Consider the following 17430-nt stretch of genomic DNA (forward strand, 5'->3'; position numbering starts at 1 on the left):
TATAAGGTACGCTATGATAGTGAATCTCAAATACCTACCATTGCTATGTTGCCTCATGTTGATTGGCTGCTCTTCATCCGTAAAACGGACGTCAGCACCGCCAATGAAAACCCAATTGTCTGATCCCATCATGACTATCGCGCAGCTCAAAGACCAGCTAAGCCAGTGGTATGGCACGCCGTATCACTATGGCGGTATGAGCCAAAATGGTGTGGATTGTTCGGGTTTTGTCTATCGAACATTCAGTGATCGTTTTGCGATTGAAGTTCCGCGTACGACGGTTGACCAAACACGTTTAGGTACGCGCATTGATAAATCGGATTTAATGCCGGGTGACCTTGTATTCTTTAAAACGGGATCAGGGGAAAATGGTCTGCATGTTGGGATTTACGATACTGACAACACATTTATCCATGCATCTACCAGTAAAGGTGTGATACGTTCATCGATGGATAATAGCTATTGGCGAAAAGTGTTTTGGCAGGCACGGCGCATCTAATTTCGCTTCATTCCTCATTAATTCTTCAGTGATTATGCTATCTTAGGAGCAAGTTTTGCTTTTAGGATAGCCGAATGTCTACATTACGTTTATTTATTTCTGAATCCTTCGATCCTTGGTTTAATTTAGCGGTTGAAGAAACCATTTTTCGTCAAATGTCAGCTGATCAACGCGTGATGTTCCTATGGCGTAATGCCGATACGGTGGTCATCGGTCGCGCTCAAAACCCATGGAAAGAGTGTAACACTCGTAAAATGGAACAAGATAATGTTCGATTAGCGCGTCGCAGCAGTGGTGGCGGGGCTGTATTTCAAGATTTAGGCAATACCTGTTTTACCTTTATGGCGGGAAAACCCGAATATGATAAAACCATTTCAACGCAAATTATTGTAGATGGGCTGGCAAAAGTCGGGATCCAGGCAGAAATTTCTGGACGTAATGATTTAGTCCTCGAAACCGAAAATGGTCCACGAAAAATTTCAGGCTCAGCCTACCGTGAAACTAAAGATCGTGGCTTCCACCACGGTACTTTACTGATTAATACCGATTTAAGTCGTCTAGCAAATTACCTCAATCCCGATCCTAAGAAACTGCAAGCCAAAGGGATTACGTCAGTACGTTCTCGCGTTGCCAATTTAAATGAACTGGTACCGGATATTTCCCATGAAAAAGTGTGCGAAGGGATCATAAGTAGCTTCTTTAGTTATTATGGTGAAACCGTCGAGCCAGAATATATCTCACCAGAGAAGCTCCCTGATTTACCTAATTTTGCAGAGACATTTGCGAAGCAAAGTAGCTGGGAATGGAACTTTGGGCAAGCGCCTGCTTTTAGTCACATGGCGGATACTCGATTCCCATGGGGCGGTATTGAATTCCACTTTGATATTGAAAAAGGCGTGATCACGCGCTGCCAATTTTTCACCGACAGTCTCGATCCATCGCCATTAGAATGGTTAAGTCAGCAATTGGTGGGACAAGTTTACCAAACGGAAACCATCCGTCAGTTAATGAAACAAATGAAGACACTGTGGCCCGCATTGGCTGAACAGTTTGCAGATTTAGAAAACTGGCTCGTTAACGAACTGAGATAAAAAAAGAGCCGATGATTATCGGCTCAAAATATAGATTTCGTTGGAATGGGTGTTTGAGGGTGTAACGAAAATCTAATGCGCGTTTAATGATGGCAATTGCAAGTCATAAAAGTTTTGCATTCTGGTAACTCACCCGCTTGACGGAATTTAGCAGGGGTAGTATCAAAATGTTTCTTGAAAATACGCGTAAATGTGGCTTGAGAGCTAAAGCCATATTGCAACGCGATATCTAGAATAGGTAAGTTGCCTTCACGTAATGATTTAGCGGCTTCTAGCAGGCGACGTTTACGAACATATTCGCCTAGCGTGCAGCCCTTAAGTTCTTTAAATACACGCTGCAAATGCCATTTCGAATATCCGCTTTTATCCGCGATAGTATCGATTTTGATGCCTTCATTGCGTTGTAATTGGCTTTCAAGCCATCTAATGATTTCATTGACTACACTTTCTGACATATCTACCTCCTACTCTAGTAGGCTATTGTTCATTAATAACTAATAATAACTCATGAAATTATGGTCTATTCTTCCTTTTTTTCCGATATATCGATAGGCTAATCGTGCGGTTTTTGAATGAGAATAACTATTGTTACGATAGTTTTCATTGAAATGCGAAAAACTAAACATACATAGGTGAATGTTAATTCCTCTTTTAATTCAATTTATTATGATTGTTTTTCTGGATAAAAATAGCTTTATTTAGGCTGTTAATAGACTTATTCAAATTTATTGTTGGTGCTGTTCTATTTTATTAACCAAGTAAATTATTGAAATTTTATTTGATGTTATTATGAACAAAATAACTCAAGGTAATATAACAATTAACAGGAAATTCCGAGGTAAATTGTTTTATTAACAATAGTGCGATGTATTGAAAGGTTCATTTACCCATGAAATTTAAGATTGGGGTAAATGAACCTGATTTCAATATGTAGTTACTTATTAATTACCACTGATAATTCACATTCCAATAAAAATTACGACCTTCCTGCGGTACGCCCATAGAAGAGACATAGTCTCTATCAAACGCATTCTTCAGGGTAAGGGTGGTATTTAGCCCTTTGACAAATTGGTCGGCTTTGTAGTTTACGTAAAAGTCATGCACGCCATAACCTGCATATTGAATCACTTCACGGTGTTTGCGATCTAACCCGTTCTCTGTATTTTGGTTCGATGATTGATATTGTGAGTTCCCCATGAATTTAGTTTTTGCGGTAAATTCACCGGACCAACCCACGTTGACGCCACTGTTTGCAATTGGTGCATTGAAACGCATTATCAGTGTTTCAGGGCGAATGGCCGATAGGGAATAATGCGTATCATTTTCTCGCCCGTCAGTGATATTGTGGTTGATATTGAAGTCAAACCACTCATTTGAATATCGAATGTGGCTATCAAACCCGGATATCGTCGCAGATGGAATATTCTCCAAGAATATTTGCGATGGGAACCAGTTTCCACTGACCTTCTTAAAATCACCACTGGTCACGATGTGATTTTTTGACTTTGTATGGAAATAAGTTGAACCAATTTGCAGTTCATCGCCCTGCAAAACAAAATTATCAAAACTGAAAGTGAATCCAGCCTCAACCGTTTTATTTGTCTCCGGTTTTAAATCGGGTGATGGGCGGAAATCAGAGACAAGACCGAGTAGGGGAACAGTAAAATGGTTAGAGTTATTGTAGAGTTCAGATAGACGTGGGGCACGATAACTTTCGGCATAGGATGAATGTAACTTGACCCAACTCGTTGGTGTGACGGTAGCGGCAAAACGCGATGACCAATTATTGTGCTGCTGTTTGCCAACATTTTCACGCGCAGTTTTGTAATGGGTAAAACGGGTTCCCGCAGACAAAGTCACAGGGACACTTTTTAAGCTTACATCATCGATTAACCACGCAGAAGCATTCGAAATCTCGGCTGGAGGGTAGCTTATAGCATATTCATTAGACACTTGATGTTGCTGAACATAATCAACTCCGCTTTGAACGTGATGACTTAAACGTGGCGTATGAATAGAAAAGTCATTAGAAAACTGACTTCCATAGGTGTATTGATTACGCGTTTCAGTGTCATAACTGTATGACGTAAAAATGTTTGATTTTTTCTGTAAATCCAATTGTGAAAGATGAAGGTTGGTATAATAAAGTGACCAATTTGCCTGCCAATTCAATGGATTATCAGGAGTGAAATTTTGATCAATGATAATGTCTTTTTGTATGGTTTCCCTCTGATGAGGGGAGTTTTTAAATTTAGGTTGACGGGTGTCAATGACCTCGGGTTGCTTCAAGTCAATGGCATCATTGCGGTATTCTTTGTACTGCAAACCGATAGAATAGGCAGGAAGCGCATACCACGTTGTTTTGAGTAACCAGTTATGCACGGATTCATGATGGTCATACTTATTGGAGACTGGCGAACTAGCGAGCTGTTTTTTCCGTTGGGTGTAACTGATGACGCTATCTAGTGGACCTAAACGCCCTAAAAGCGTGGCTCCCGCATGATAACTGGGGTCATTGCGATTCATTCCACCGAATAAACGACCACCAAATTTTTGGTCGGGCTTAAGAATATCCGATGGCGTTAACGTTTTGATAGAAATAGTTCCAGCCAGTGCGCCGCTTCCATGTTGTACAGAAGATGCGCCTTTATGAATGTAAGCTTTACTGATCAATGATGGATCAATGAAGGTGGCATCAAATAAGCCTGAATAAAAATCTTGGGGAACATTATCTACCATAATTTTTACGCCACGTGAATCGTAGCCTCGCATCTGCACTGACTGCCCATAGGTACTACCTGCTCCAGTCACAAAAATACCCGCTTGGCCCTTTAACAAATCGAGAGCCGATGAGGCAGTTTGTTGTTCTGGTGCTGTTGTATCAATGACCTCAAATTGTTCGGCAACGGCAAATTTTTCGTTATTTAGAGGGGTAGAGGTTACGTGGATCACGTCGTTAGCGGCTAAGGTAATGGTACTAAACCCAGTCATAGCAAGGGCGACGGTTAATGTTGATAAAGAAAATGCTTTGCTGTGTGAAGCATCTGAAGTTGATGCTGATCTCAATGTAAACGCCATTAGGAAATCCTTTCCTGAGTAATATGATTCTGGCTACCGAGATAATAAAAAATATCAGAGGTGGCTTATAGTTAAAAACGAGAATCATTATCAATAATAAAATGGCGGCATCAAGTATTTTTTGGTTAATAATACTGAGTTTTTCAAAATAACTAGTTAATTATTTCTTTACGTGAATGTGTTTGCGGTGAGTTATTTAGAGGGTAAATGAAAATAAGCGCTTTAGATTGAAAATAAGCTAAAGCGCAGGTGTCATTTTTGGATGAAAAAGATTATTTAAAGCGGAAGTTAACTGCGTCAGCCAGTATTTCAATCAATTGTTCAGTGTCTTCCCAACCCAAACATGGATCGGTAATTGATTGACCATAAACTAGAGGCTGGTCTGCACAGATTTTTTGATTGCCTTCTTTTAAGAAGCTTTCTGCCATCACACCACTAATTGCTGTTGAGCCTTGCTTAATTTGTTGAGCGATATCTTGCGCTACATCTAATTGGCGACGATGAATTTTCTGGCAGTTACCATGGCTGAAGTCCACCACTAAATGCTCAGCTAAACCAAATTCATTTAATTTTTCACAAGCTTGTGAAATGTACTGTGCTTCATAGTTAGGCTTCTTGCCACCACGCATAATGATATGCCCATAAGGGTTACCACTGGTTTGGTAGATTGTCATCTGCCCGCTCTTATCTGGTGATAAAAACATATGCTGTGCTTTGGCGGCACGAATAGCATCAATAGCGATATTGATATTACCATCGGTACCATTTTTAAAACCAACAGGGCAGGAGAGCGCTGATGCCATTTCACGATGGATCTGGCTTTCGGTGGTACGAGCGCCAATCGCTCCCCAACTAATTAAGTCCGCAATATATTGTCCCGTCACCATGTCGAGAAATTCGGTGGCAGTTGCTAATCCTAATTGATTAACTTCAATCAAAAGCTTACGCGCTAAACGAATGCCGGTGTTCACTTGGCATGAGTTATCAAGGTGCGGGTCAGAAATTAAACCTTTCCAACCCACAACGGTACGCGGTTTTTCAAAATAGGTGCGCATGACAATTTCTAAGCGATCTTGATATTTTTGGCGTAACGTATTTAGCTTATTAGCGTATTCAATTGCGGCATCAATGTCATGAATAGAGCAAGGACCTACAATCACCAGCAAACGCGGGTCTTCACCGGATAGGATCTTTTCAATTCGCTTACGTGACGCTGTCACGTTATCGGCAATTGCTTGGGATATCGGAAATTCCTCAGCGAGCGTTTGTGGAGTAATTAAACTGTCCACTCGCTGAGTTCGTAACTCATCTGTTTTATGCATTTTGTTTCTCAAAACTTTTACTCGGCTGAGCCTTTTTGTACAGCCGTATTAGTGACTAAGGTCACAATAAACGAAACTGGCTCAAATTCAAACCACCAACGTGGGTTGAATGAATAATTTTTTATATTTTATTTTGCTAAAAAATACGACGCTGTAATCCCATCGTATCAATCACTTTGGCTGAAATTTCTTCAACAGAGTAGTTGGTAGTATTTAAGTAATTGATTTTATTCTGTCTAAATAGGGCTTCTACTTCAGCAATTTCAATACGACACTGGCGAAGCGAGGCGTAACGGCTATTTTCTCTGCGTTCTTCACGAATTGCGGCAAGGCGTTCAGGGCTGATAGTTAAACCAAAAAGTTTATGGGTATAGGGACGTAACGCGGCAGGCAACTGTAAATTGTCCATATCATCGGCAGTGAATGGGTAGTTGGCGGCTTGTATACCAAATTGCATCGCTAAATATAAGCTTGTTGGTGTTTTACCGCAGCGAGAGACACCAATTAAGATTACTTGAGCTTGTTCAAGGTTACGTAATGAAATGCCATCATCATGAGCGAGGGTATATTCAATTGCTGCAATACGGGCATCATATTGATTCATATTTTGCATGGATAACCCGTGAGTACGATTGAGTTTTGGCTCCGGTTCTAACCCGACTTCTCGCTGTATTGGGGCGACCAAACTTTGCACAATATCCTGACAAAATCCTGCACTTTGAGTGATGATTTCTTTCACTTCTGAGGAAATTATTGAATAAAACACCAGCGGACGAAGGGTTGTTTCAGCATAAATAGTGTCAATTTTTTGTTTAATTTCAAGCGCTCGTGCTTGCGTGGTAACAAACGGTAAAGTGTAAGAAATAAAGGATAATGGAAATTGAGATAAGACGGCGTGCCCTAACGTTTCAGCTGTGATTGCGGTGCCATCAGAGATGAAAAAAACGGTACGTTGAACTTGGCTGGCATTTTTACTCATAGAATTTAATTCGCTCATAACTGGCTTCTTTTTATCGTATTTTTTCTGAGTTTTGGAAAATATTGTAAGTGAATAAACATTTAAAAATCATTTATGGGGGGAAGTATAGACAAATTTTGAGCAATTTTTAGAACAAAAAAATTTTATTAATTGATGGAACGATTCACCAGTCCATCTTCCCATAACGTCTGTGCTAGTCTATTCGCGAGGCGAATTTTCGCCAACGAGATTTTTTACGATTTGTTGTCTGTCACTAAATTGCTATAAAAGGATCGCTTTCAATGTCCACAAATGGCCTTACTCCGTGTAATGTACTTTGGTATAACCAATTAGGGATGAACGATGTTGACCGTGTTGGAGGCAAAAACGCTTCCCTCGGTGAAATGATCACCAACTTGTCCGATCTTGGTGTATCCGTACCAAACGGTTTTGCGACAACCGCACAGGCGTTTAATGATTTTCTGGAGCAGAGCGGTGTAAACCAGCGTATTTACAACCTGCTAGATGAAACGGATATTGATGATGTGAACCAACTGGCGGCAGCCGGTGCTCAGATCCGCCAATGGGTGATTGATACCCCATTGACGCAAGCATTAGAGCAGGATATTCGCGAAGCTTTCCTTCAATTATCTGAAGGTGAAGCAGAAGCGTCATTCGCTGTTCGCTCATCAGCAACCGCTGAAGATATGCCTGATGCCTCATTTGCTGGGCAGCAAGAGACATTCCTCAACGTTCAAGGGATTGATGCGGTATTAGTCGCCATTAAACATGTATTTGCGTCTCTGTTTAATGATCGTGCTATTTCTTACCGTGTACACCAAGGCTACGACCATCGTGGCGTCGCGTTATCTGCAGGTGTACAACGAATGGTACGTTCTGACCTCGCTTCTTCCGGTGTTATGTTTACTATCGATACTGAGTCTGGTTTTGACCAAGTCGTGTTTATTACCTCCGCATATGGTCTCGGTGAGATGGTTGTACAGGGCGCGGTAAACCCAGATGAGTTCTATGTCCATAAACCAACCCTGCAAAATAATAAGCCTGCGATTGTACGGCGTACATTAGGTTCTAAAAAATTGCAGATGGTCTATGCCGACAGTAAAGAGCACGGTAAACAAGTGAAGATTGAAGATGTGCCAGAAGCGCTACGCAATCGTTTCTCTTTGGCTGATCACGAAGTGGAAGAGCTGGCTCGCCAAGCTTTACAGATCGAAAAACACTACGGTCGTCCAATGGATATCGAATGGGCAAAAGATGGTCATAATGGTCGCCTGTATATTGTTCAAGCACGTCCGGAAACCGTTCGTTCTAACCAACAGGTTATGGAACGCTATCAACTGAAAGATCAAGGGCAGGTCTTAGTTGAAGGTCGTGCAATCGGTCATCGTATCGGTGCAGGTTCGGTTAAAGTTATCCATAACTTAAGTGAGATGGATAGAATTCAGCCGGGTGACGTATTAGTGACGGACATGACGGATCCTGATTGGGAACCTATCATGAAAAAAGCCGCTGCTATCGTAACAAACCGTGGTGGTCGTACTTGCCATGCGGCGATCATCGCGCGTGAACTTGGGATCCCAGCCGTTGTTGGTTGTGGTGATGCAACTGAACGCCTGAAAGAAGACCAAGATGTCACTATTTCTTGTGCTGAAGGGGATACTGGCTTTGTTTATGATGGCAAATTAGATTTTGAAATTCACAGCTCCAAAGTGGATAACATGCCTGATTTGAATGTCAAAATCATGATGAACGTGGGTAACCCAGACCGTGCATTTGATTTTGCTTGCTTACCAAACGAAGGTGTCGGCTTAGCGAGACTCGAATTTATCATCAACCGCATGATAGGTGTTCACCCAAGAGCACTGCTAGAGTTCGATGCTCAGACGCCAGAATTACAAGCAGAAATCCGCAATATGATGGTCGGCTATGACGACCCTGTTGAATTCTACGTTAGCAAGCTGACGGAAGGGATTTCAACACTCGCCGCGGCATTCTGGCCAAAACGCGTGATTGTGCGTTTATCTGACTTTAAGTCCAATGAATATGCCAACTTAGTCGGTGGGGATATTTATGAGCCTGAAGAAGAGAACCCAATGTTGGGCTTCCGTGGGGCTGGACGTTATGTGTCAGATAGCTTCCGTGCATGTTTTGCACTGGAGTGTGAAGCCGTTAAACGCGTTCGTAATAAAATGGGCCTAACTAACGTTGAAGTGATGATCCCGTTTGTTCGCACAGTAGCACAAGCCGAGTCGGTGGTTGCTGAGCTGGCAAAACATGACCTGAAACGTGGTGAGAATGGCTTAAAAGTGATTATGATGTGTGAAATCCCATCTAACGCACTGCTAGCTGATCAGTTCCTTGAACATTTCGATGGCTTCTCCATTGGTTCTAACGACATGACTCAGTTAACCCTCGGTCTTGATAGAGACTCTGGTGTTGTATCTGAATTGTTTGATGAACGTAATGATGCAGTTAAGGCAATGTTGTCAATGGCAATTAAGGCTGCGAAGCGTCAGAACAAATATGTCGGTATTTGTGGGCAAGGCCCATCAGACCACCAAGATTTCGCACAATGGCTGGTGGATGAGGGCATTGATAGCCTATCGTTGAACCCAGACACAGTAGTGCAAACTTGGCTAACAATCGCTGAAAATCAATAATTTAATTATTCATTTTTAGATTGTTCATTATAAGAAGGTCGGTAAATAATTATTATTTGCCGACCTTTGTTTATATATAGAGACAACCTATTACAGCGATAGAATTAAACTCAATGTAAGTTTAATTTACGTAAATATTCATAATATATTATTCAGATTTTCAGCAAAATAAAACTATAGTCTCATAAATGGATTCATTATTAATGTTAAATAAAAAGTTATTAAATAATTAAAACCATTAAATCCATTACTCTAATTATGAGTAATTACGTATATGGAGAGTAATTAAAATATTATATTAACTATGCAATAGAGATGCGGAGTGTGGGGGAGATAGAGATAAAAAAAAAGCCTATCATGGGCTGACAGGCAAAGACTACACACAGCAATTTGGTTAAGTAAGTCACGTTAGAAATTAAATAACATAACTTATTAATTCGTTATCGAAGAGATATTAACAGGGATATATTAAACTGTTTAAATAAGTTAATCACTCGGAACACTCTTAATACCATATTACTTGTTGTTCCCAAATGATTATTCATTCGATGTGGATAATATTAACATAATTAAAGATAAAAACTAACAGTAGTGTGTTAAATATTGTTTCTAAATATTAATGAGAATAGATAGTCGAGAAAACATGTCCAAAATGAAACATGTTTTCTCGAATTAAATGAAATTTATTTCTTCATTAAGAATTCTTCTTCAAGGAATTTTTCGGTGGCTTCTAAATTTTCACTTGGTGGTGCCACTTCATTCATCCACGCTTTGAGCAAGCTATACGAGACAGCCAGTACCACAGGACCAATGAATAAGCCAATCATACCGAATGATAAGATACCGCCGATAACTCCCACTAAAATAAGCACCATAGGAAGATCTGCACCCATTTTAATTAGCCAAGGTCGTAACACTCCATCCATAGTGGCAACCACTGCCGCCCAAACCCCGAGAATAATTGCCCAGGTAGTATCTCCCGTCCAAAATAGCCACAGAACGGAAGGAACCATCACTAATAGTGGACCAAGTTGTGCAACACAGCAGATAAAAATCAAGACCGTTAAAATGGCAGCATAGCTAATACCCGATAGGGCAAGACCGACTCCACCTACAATGGCTTGAATTAACGCAGTAACAACCACGCCAAGTGCGACTGCACGAATAGATTGTGCTGCAAGTACCACAGCTGCATCGCCGCGGATGCCCGCAAGACGTACAGCAAAGTGACGAACACCGATTGTCACCAGCTCACCTTTATAATAGAGCAGCCCGCTAAACAGCAGCATTAATATGAGGTGGAATAAGAAGCGGCTGGCACTAACGGCCTGCGTTGCAAACCATCCTGCGGCTTGACCGAAATAAGGTTGAACTTTAGCCAATAACGCATTACCACCACTTGCTACTAAACTGTGCCAAGCGTAATACAGTTTCTCTCCGACCATAGGCACTTGATTCAGCCACTCTAAATCCGGCAAGGTGATACTGGCCGGTGACTTCGCCAATTCGATAAGCGGCGCACTGTTTTGAATAATGCTGCCAATCAAAATACTGGTTGGAATAACAAAAAGAAGGAAAATCAGTAGAACCATGGTCAGCGAAGCAAGCCAGCGCTTATTCCATAGGCGTGCTTGTAGTCGTAAGAGAATTGGCCAAGTAGCAATCACCATCATCCCCGCCCATACGAATCCTAAAATAAATGGGCTTAAGACCCAAAAACAGGTCGCTATCATAAAGATAATAGAGAGCAGTCCAAGGACGAGTTTGGGTAAATCCAAACGTTTTTGCGATTTTTCCATTAATGATCAATCCTTAACAAATGAAAATTCTGTGGGGTTAGGGCTTTTACAGGTGAAAATAACGTAATTATTTTTCATGCTTAAAAGAAACGATATTGTGATATGGTTTTACTGACAATGTCACCGGCAGATGCGCTATCTTTACAGGCTGCGAGGGAGCACTCCAATAAACCTTGTGCCTATTGTGCTACTTAAACTAAAGATAGTACATAACGACAAATGCGATTACTCAACAACAAGAGTCATGATTAATAATGATCCCGCGTATATCTGAAGCACCACATCTTAGTCAGCTAGCTATCCAATTTCTGCACGAGCTACAACAGCAAGGTTTTACTGGTGATACTGGCACCAGTTACGCTGAGCGCTTATCCATGGCGACTGACAACAGCATTTACCAACTATTACCACAAGCCGTCATCTTCCCGCGTTCCAGCGCTGACGTACAAATCATTACGCGCGTCGCAGGGCAAGACAAATACCGTGAATTAAGTTTCACGCCACGCGGCGGGGGAACGGGCACTAATGGGCAGTCACTCACCGAAGGGATTGTAGTGGACATGTCCCGCTATATGAATCGAATTTTAGAAATCAACCCAGAACAGGGATGGGTAAAAGTTGAAGCTGGCGTGATTAAAGACCAACTCAACCAATTTCTAAAACCGTATGGCTACTTTTTCTCTCCGGAGCTATCCACAAGTAACCGTGCGACATTGGGCGGGATGATCAACACAGATGCTTCTGGGCAGGGATCATTAGTGTATGGCAAAACGTCAGACCATGTTTTAGGTGTTAAAGCGATGGTTTTGGGAGGATCTTGCCTCGATACTCGCGCTATGCCTATCGAACTCGCACAAACGATTGCGTTAGAGGATTCAGTCGAAGGGCGTATCTATAAAACTGTACTTGAGCGTTGCTTAGAGCAACGTCCGTTAATCGAAGAAAAATTTCCAAAACTAAACCGATTTTTAACGGGCTATGACCTACGCCATGTTTTTAATGATGACCTTACTCAATTTGATTTAACGCGAATTCTAACGGGGTCTGAAGGGTCGCTGGCGTTTATTACGGAAGCCACGTTGGATATCACGCCGCTACCGAAAGTGCGCCGTTTGGTGAACGTCAAATATGATTCGTTTGAATCCGCATTGCGTAACGCACCATTTATGGTGCAGGCGCAAGCGCTTTCGGTAGAAACCGTCGACTCGAAAGTGTTGAATCTTGCGAAAGAAGATATTGTTTGGCACTCCGTCAAATCGCTGATCACTGATGTACCAAATAAAGAGATGCTTGGGCTGAACATTGTTGAGTTTAGTGGCGATGATGAAGACGAAATCAATCATTTGACTGATAGCTTATGCCAGCGTCTTGATGAATTGATGGCGAGTCAGCAAGCGGGCGTGATTGGCTACCAAGTTTGTCATGACCTTGCTGATATTACTCGTATCTATAATATGCGCAAAAAAGCGGTGGGATTATTGGGTAACAGCAAAGGTGCCGCGAAACCCATCCCATTTGTTGAAGATACCTGTGTACCACCAGAGCATCTTGCGGATTATATCGCGGAATTCAGAGCGCTACTGGATAGCCATAAACTAAATTATGGGATGTTTGGTCATGTGGATGCGGGTGTTTTACACGTTCGCCCAGCATTAGATATGTGCGACCCTCAGCAAGAAATGTTAATGAAGCAAATTTCGGATGAAATTGTTACTTTGACTGCAAAATATGGCGGCTTACTGTGGGGGGAACACGGTAAAGGCTTCAGAGCGCAATATAGCCCAGAATTCTTTGGTGAAGTGCTTTACGGTGAGCTGCGTAATATTAAGGCGGCATTTGACCCTGATAACCGTTTGAACCCTGGAAAGATTTGCCCACCAGCGGGTATCGATGCCCCAATGAAACAGGTGGATGCAGCTAAACGCGGTACATACGATCGGCAAATTCCTGTTCAAATACGCCAAGAGTTCCGAGGTGCGATGGATTGCAACGGCAACGGGCTCTGTTTTAACTTTGATGTTAAAAGTCAAATGTGTCCATCAATGAAAATTAGCCGCCAGCGTGTGCATTCACCGAAAGGTCGTGCAACGTTAGTTCGTGAATGGCTGCGTTTATTGGCGGAACAGGGCGTAACGCCAGAGCAAATTGAAAAGGGTGTGAAAAGTGAGTCTCCATCGTTACGTGGGTTGATTGAAAAAACACGTAACTCATGGCGGGCGAAGCAAGGGGATTATGATTTTTCCCATGAAGTGAAAGAGTCGATGTCTGGGTGTTTAGCCTGTAAAGCGTGCTCGACTCAGTGTCCAATTAAAATTGATGTGCCGTCTTTTCGCGCAAAATTTCTTGCGCTATATCATAGCCGTTACTTGCGACCGGTTCGTGATCATATTGTGGCGAATGTGGAGGCCAGTGCTCCGTTAATGTCAAAAGCGCCGGGCATTTTTAACTTCTTCTTACGTCAAACGGTAGTTCAGAAACTTAGCGAGCACGCCATTGGTATGGTGGATTTACCGTTATTTTCTCAACCGACGCTGAAACAGGAGTTATCAGGGCATACAGCGACTTCCATGACATTGGAACAGCTTGAAGGTATGTCTGCCAGCCAGCGTGAAAAACATGTGCTCGTGGTGCAAGACCCGTTCACTAGCTACTATGATGCAAAAGTGGTGGCGGACTTTGTTCGTCTGATTGAAAAGTTGGGCTACAAACCTGTGTTACTCCCATTCTCACCGAATGGCAAAGCACAACATATCAAAGGTTTCTTAAGCCGTTTTGCGAAAACCGCACGTAAAACATCGGATTTTTTAAATCGCGTTGCTAAACTGCAATTACCAATGGTGGGTGTCGACCCTGCATTGGTGCTGTGTTATCGCGATGAATACCATGAAATTTTAGGTGAGGAGCAATGCCAATTTACGGTAATGCTGGCTCATGAATGGCTAATCTCATTACCGGAACAAACCAAGAATGACGGTACAGATGAGCAACCTTGGTATCTCTTTGGTCACTGTACCGAATCAACGGCATTACCAAATAGCGCCAACCAATGGGCGGCACTGTTTTCCCGTTACGGGCGTAAACTCACTAACGTGAGTGTTGGATGCTGTGGAATGGCGGGAACATATGGTCATGAAGTCGCTAACCTTGAGAATTCAAAAGGTATTTACAATCTATCGTGGAAACCTGCGATAGAAAAACTGCCCCTAGAGCGCTGCTTAAGTTCGGGATATTCTTGTCGTAGCCAAGTAAAACGAATGGAAAAAACGGCAATCAAACACCCAATTCAAGCCTTACTGGAGATTGTTTCATGATTTGGAAGCGTCAATTTAACTTGCAACAAATGGCGGCGATGGCTGAAAGCTGTATGTTAGGCCATATAGGGATTGAAATTACAGGCTTTGGTGATGACTACCTTGAGGGTACCATGCCAGTCGACCATCGCACCAAACAGCCTTTTGGTCTGCTACACGGTGGTGCTTCGGTTGTATTGGCTGAATCCTTAGGCTCAATCGCAGGCTACTTATGCAGTGAAGGTGATCAGCGTGTAGTTGGTGTGGAAATTAACGCAAACCATATTCGTGCTGCGCGAGAAGGTGTGGTGAGAGGCGTATGCAAACCGATTCATCTAGGGCGCCGTCAGCAAGTGTGGAATATCGAAATTTTTAACGAAAAAAACCAACTGTGTTGCACTTCCCGTTTAACAACTGCCGTATTGTTTGAATAATCAGCAGTTTGTTTCTTCTGATACCCTCAGTTTATTTGAGGGTATCAATCCTATATTTATCTTTCATATCAATTCTTTATAACTTATCTAATTTATTCATTCTTATTCAATGAATGTGGTACTAAACCGAATATCACTTTATTAATTTGTGTTATTTTTATGTACTCAATAATACATAAAAAATATTATCATGAATGAGATTTATTTCTTAATTATTAATTGGTTAGATATTTCCATAAACTAAAATCCTGTCAGTAAACCGTTCTCATCGCTATAACCTCTTAAAACAAATGGTTGAAGTCATATGGGTAATCATTACCATGTCATATAGAGAAGAAATCGCTGATAACAGGCTGAAAAACCATAAGAAAAGTGAGGTCAATATGACTGGTGGTGTAGAAACATTTTCATTGGATGAAAATTCATGGCAGGGCGTCAGCCTAACCCCAAGTGCCGCTAAACAGATCAATAAGTTAGTTCTTCAAACACCGAATAGTAAAGGTCTATCCCTCGGCGTGAAACAGTCGGGATGTGCAGGTTTTGGATACGTCTTCGAGATGATTGAAAACCCAACCGATGACCACTTAGTGTTTGAACTCGATGGCGCACACCTGTATGTGCCTAAAAAAGCAATGCCATTCATTGATGGCACGGTAGTGGATTATGTCCAAGAAGGGCTTAACCATATTTTTAAATTTAATAACCCGAAAGCTCAACATGCCTGTGGGTGTGGTGAAAGCTTCGGCGTTTAACTTGTGAAGCTAGATTATGTCTCAGAGCAATGTAGAAGTTGGCGAAGATGTTCAAAGCTGGCTTGATGAAAAACGTTATAAAGAAGGCTTTTTTACCCAAGTTGCCACCGATGAGATGGCAAAAGGGCTAAATGAAGATGTGGTTCGTGCTATTTCTGCGAAGCGTAATGAACCTGAGTGGATGCTACAATTTCGTCTTGATGCCTTTAATCACTGGAAAGGCATGGAAGAGCCACACTGGCTGAAAGCCCATTATCCAAATTTGGATTACCAAGATTATAGCTATTATTCCGCGCCATCTTGCGGGTCGTGTGATGATGCCTGTGGTTCACAACCCGGCGCGACGCAATCAACAGGCGCTGCGGAAGAAGCGAATTACCTGACGAGCGAAGTTGAAGATGCCTTCAATCAGCTTGGTGTTCCTGTCCGTGAAGGCAGTAAAGTGGCGGTAGATGCGATTTTTGACTCCGTTTCTGTATCAACAACCTACCGTGGTGATTTAGCCAAGCACGGGATCATTTTCTGCTCGTTCAGCGAAGCTATTCAAGAATACCCTGAGCTGGTTCAAAAATATTTAGGTAGCGTCGTCTCGAGTCACGATAACTTTTTTGCTGCACTAAATGCAGCCGTGGCATCGGACGGAACTTTTGTTTACATCCCGAAAGGGGTGCGTTGCCCTATGGAGTTATCGACTTATTTCCGTATTAATGCGGCAAAAACAGGGCAATTTGAACGCACAATATTAATTGCCGATGAAGGCAGTTATGTGAGTTACATCGAAGGGTGTTCAGCACCAGTGAGGGATAGCTATCAATTGCACGCAGCTGTTGTGGAAGTGATTATCCATAAAGATGCCGAAGTGAAGTACTCGACAGTTCAAAACTGGTTCTCGGGTGGTGATAGCGAAACGGGGGGAATTCTCAATTTCGTGACTAAGCGTGCCCTATGCGAAGGGGAAAACTCTAAAATGTCATGGACACAATCCGAAACAGGTTCTGCCATTACGTGGAAATACCCAAGCGTGATTTTAAAAGGGGATAACTCTGTTGGGGAATTTTTCTCTGTCGCGCTGACCAACGGTAACCAACAAGCGGATACGGGCACCAAAATGATCCACATTGGCAAAAATACCCGCTCAACGATTATCTCAAAAGGGATTTCGGCAGGTAAAAGCCAAAATAGTTATCGTGGGCTCGTCAAAATACTTCCTAGTGCCCATAACGCTCGTAATTTTACCCAATGTGACTCCATGCTGATTGGTACCCAATGTGGCGCTCATACCTTCCCGTATGTGGAAGTGAAGAACAATACCGCGCAACTAGAGCATGAAGCGACAACATCGCGCATTGGTGAAGACCAGCTGTTTTATTGCTTGCAACGTGGGATCAGCGAAGATGACGCTATCTCAATGATTGTTAACGGCTTCTGTAAAGATGTTTTCTCAGAATTGCCACTAGAGTTTGCCGTTGAGGCACAAAAATTATTGGCTATCAGCTTAGAACACAGTGTGGGCTGATCCTAACCGA

At 42.2% G+C, this 17430-nt stretch carries 12 protein-coding genes; 7 read left to right on the plus strand and 5 right to left on the minus strand.

The annotated features are described in order from the left end of the window. The first annotated feature begins 13 nt into the window (after positions 1-13). Together HFU86_RS07740 and HFU86_RS07745 are read left to right on the plus strand one after the other, a co-directional pair. Positions 14-499 carry a C40 family peptidase gene (locus HFU86_RS07740; RefSeq protein ID WP_132494832.1) on the plus strand — a complete coding sequence of 162 codons (486 nt, stop codon included), beginning with the start codon at positions 14-16 and terminating at the stop codon, positions 497-499. A gap of 74 nt (positions 500-573) precedes the next feature. Continuing rightward, positions 574-1590 carry a lipoate--protein ligase A gene (locus HFU86_RS07745; RefSeq protein ID WP_187129009.1) on the plus strand — a complete coding sequence of 339 codons (1017 nt, stop codon included), beginning with the start codon at positions 574-576 and terminating at the stop codon, positions 1588-1590. Positions 1591-1673: 83 nt separating this feature from the next. On the opposite strand, the gene HFU86_RS07750 is transcribed toward HFU86_RS07745, so the two are convergent. The 4 genes from HFU86_RS07750 to ppsR form a co-directional block, all read right to left on the minus strand. Then, positions 1674-2045, minus strand: a complete 372-nt coding sequence (locus tag HFU86_RS07750; RefSeq protein WP_006813273.1) for a helix-turn-helix domain-containing protein — start codon at positions 2043-2045, stop codon at positions 1674-1676. Between the two features lie 490 nt (positions 2046-2535). Further along, a complete protein-coding gene (locus HFU86_RS07755) occupies positions 2536-4668 on the minus strand; it encodes a TonB-dependent receptor domain-containing protein (protein ID WP_187129010.1) in 2133 nt (710 codons plus the stop codon). A 272-nt stretch (positions 4669-4940) separates the two neighbouring features. Continuing rightward, positions 4941-5990: a 3-deoxy-7-phosphoheptulonate synthase gene (locus tag HFU86_RS07760; RefSeq protein WP_132494838.1), complete on the minus strand. Its 1050-nt coding sequence runs from the start codon at positions 5988-5990 to the stop codon at positions 4941-4943. 136 nt (positions 5991-6126) lie between these two features. Next, positions 6127-6969 carry a posphoenolpyruvate synthetase regulatory kinase/phosphorylase PpsR gene (ppsR, locus tag HFU86_RS07765; RefSeq protein ID WP_132495142.1) on the minus strand — a complete coding sequence of 281 codons (843 nt, stop codon included), beginning with the start codon at positions 6967-6969 and terminating at the stop codon, positions 6127-6129. Positions 6970-7250: 281 nt separating this feature from the next. Between ppsR and ppsA the strand changes: the two genes are divergently transcribed. After that, entirely contained in the window at positions 7251-9629 is a 2379-nt protein-coding gene (ppsA, locus tag HFU86_RS07770) for a phosphoenolpyruvate synthase (protein ID WP_132494840.1), read from the plus strand. A 683-nt stretch (positions 9630-10312) separates the two neighbouring features. Here the strand turns inward: ppsA and ydiK are convergent. Beyond that, positions 10313-11428 (minus strand): AI-2E family transporter YdiK, encoded by a 1116-nt coding sequence (ydiK, locus tag HFU86_RS07780; protein WP_187129011.1) that lies wholly within the window; start codon positions 11426-11428, stop codon positions 10313-10315. Between the two features lie 254 nt (positions 11429-11682). On the opposite strand from ydiK, the gene ydiJ reads away from it, so the two are divergent. From ydiJ to sufB, 4 genes are all read left to right on the plus strand, one after another. Then, complete coding sequence (gene ydiJ, locus HFU86_RS07785; RefSeq protein ID WP_187129012.1) at positions 11683-14739, plus strand: D-2-hydroxyglutarate dehydrogenase YdiJ; 3057 nt, start codon at positions 11683-11685, stop codon at positions 14737-14739. Beyond that, the gene (locus HFU86_RS07790) at positions 14736-15152 is read left to right on the plus strand and encodes a hotdog fold thioesterase (protein WP_036950426.1); all 417 of its coding nucleotides are present in this window, start codon (positions 14736-14738) and stop codon (positions 15150-15152) included. Before ydiJ ends, HFU86_RS07790 begins: the two co-directional genes overlap by 4 nt. A 383-nt stretch (positions 15153-15535) precedes the next feature. Continuing rightward, on the plus strand, positions 15536-15904 hold the full coding sequence (gene sufA / locus HFU86_RS07795; RefSeq protein WP_036950521.1) for a Fe-S cluster assembly scaffold SufA: 369 nt from the start codon (positions 15536-15538) through the stop codon (positions 15902-15904). Between the two features lie 16 nt (positions 15905-15920). Then, positions 15921-17420 carry a Fe-S cluster assembly protein SufB gene (gene sufB / locus HFU86_RS07800; protein WP_132494846.1) on the plus strand — a complete coding sequence of 500 codons (1500 nt, stop codon included), beginning with the start codon at positions 15921-15923 and terminating at the stop codon, positions 17418-17420. Positions 17421-17430: the final 10 nt, after the last annotated feature.

Origin of the sequence: Providencia sp. JUb39 (assembly GCF_012272845.1) — a bacterium.
In the GTDB taxonomy this organism is placed as follows: domain Bacteria; phylum Pseudomonadota; class Gammaproteobacteria; order Enterobacterales; family Enterobacteriaceae; genus Providencia; species Providencia lanzhouensis.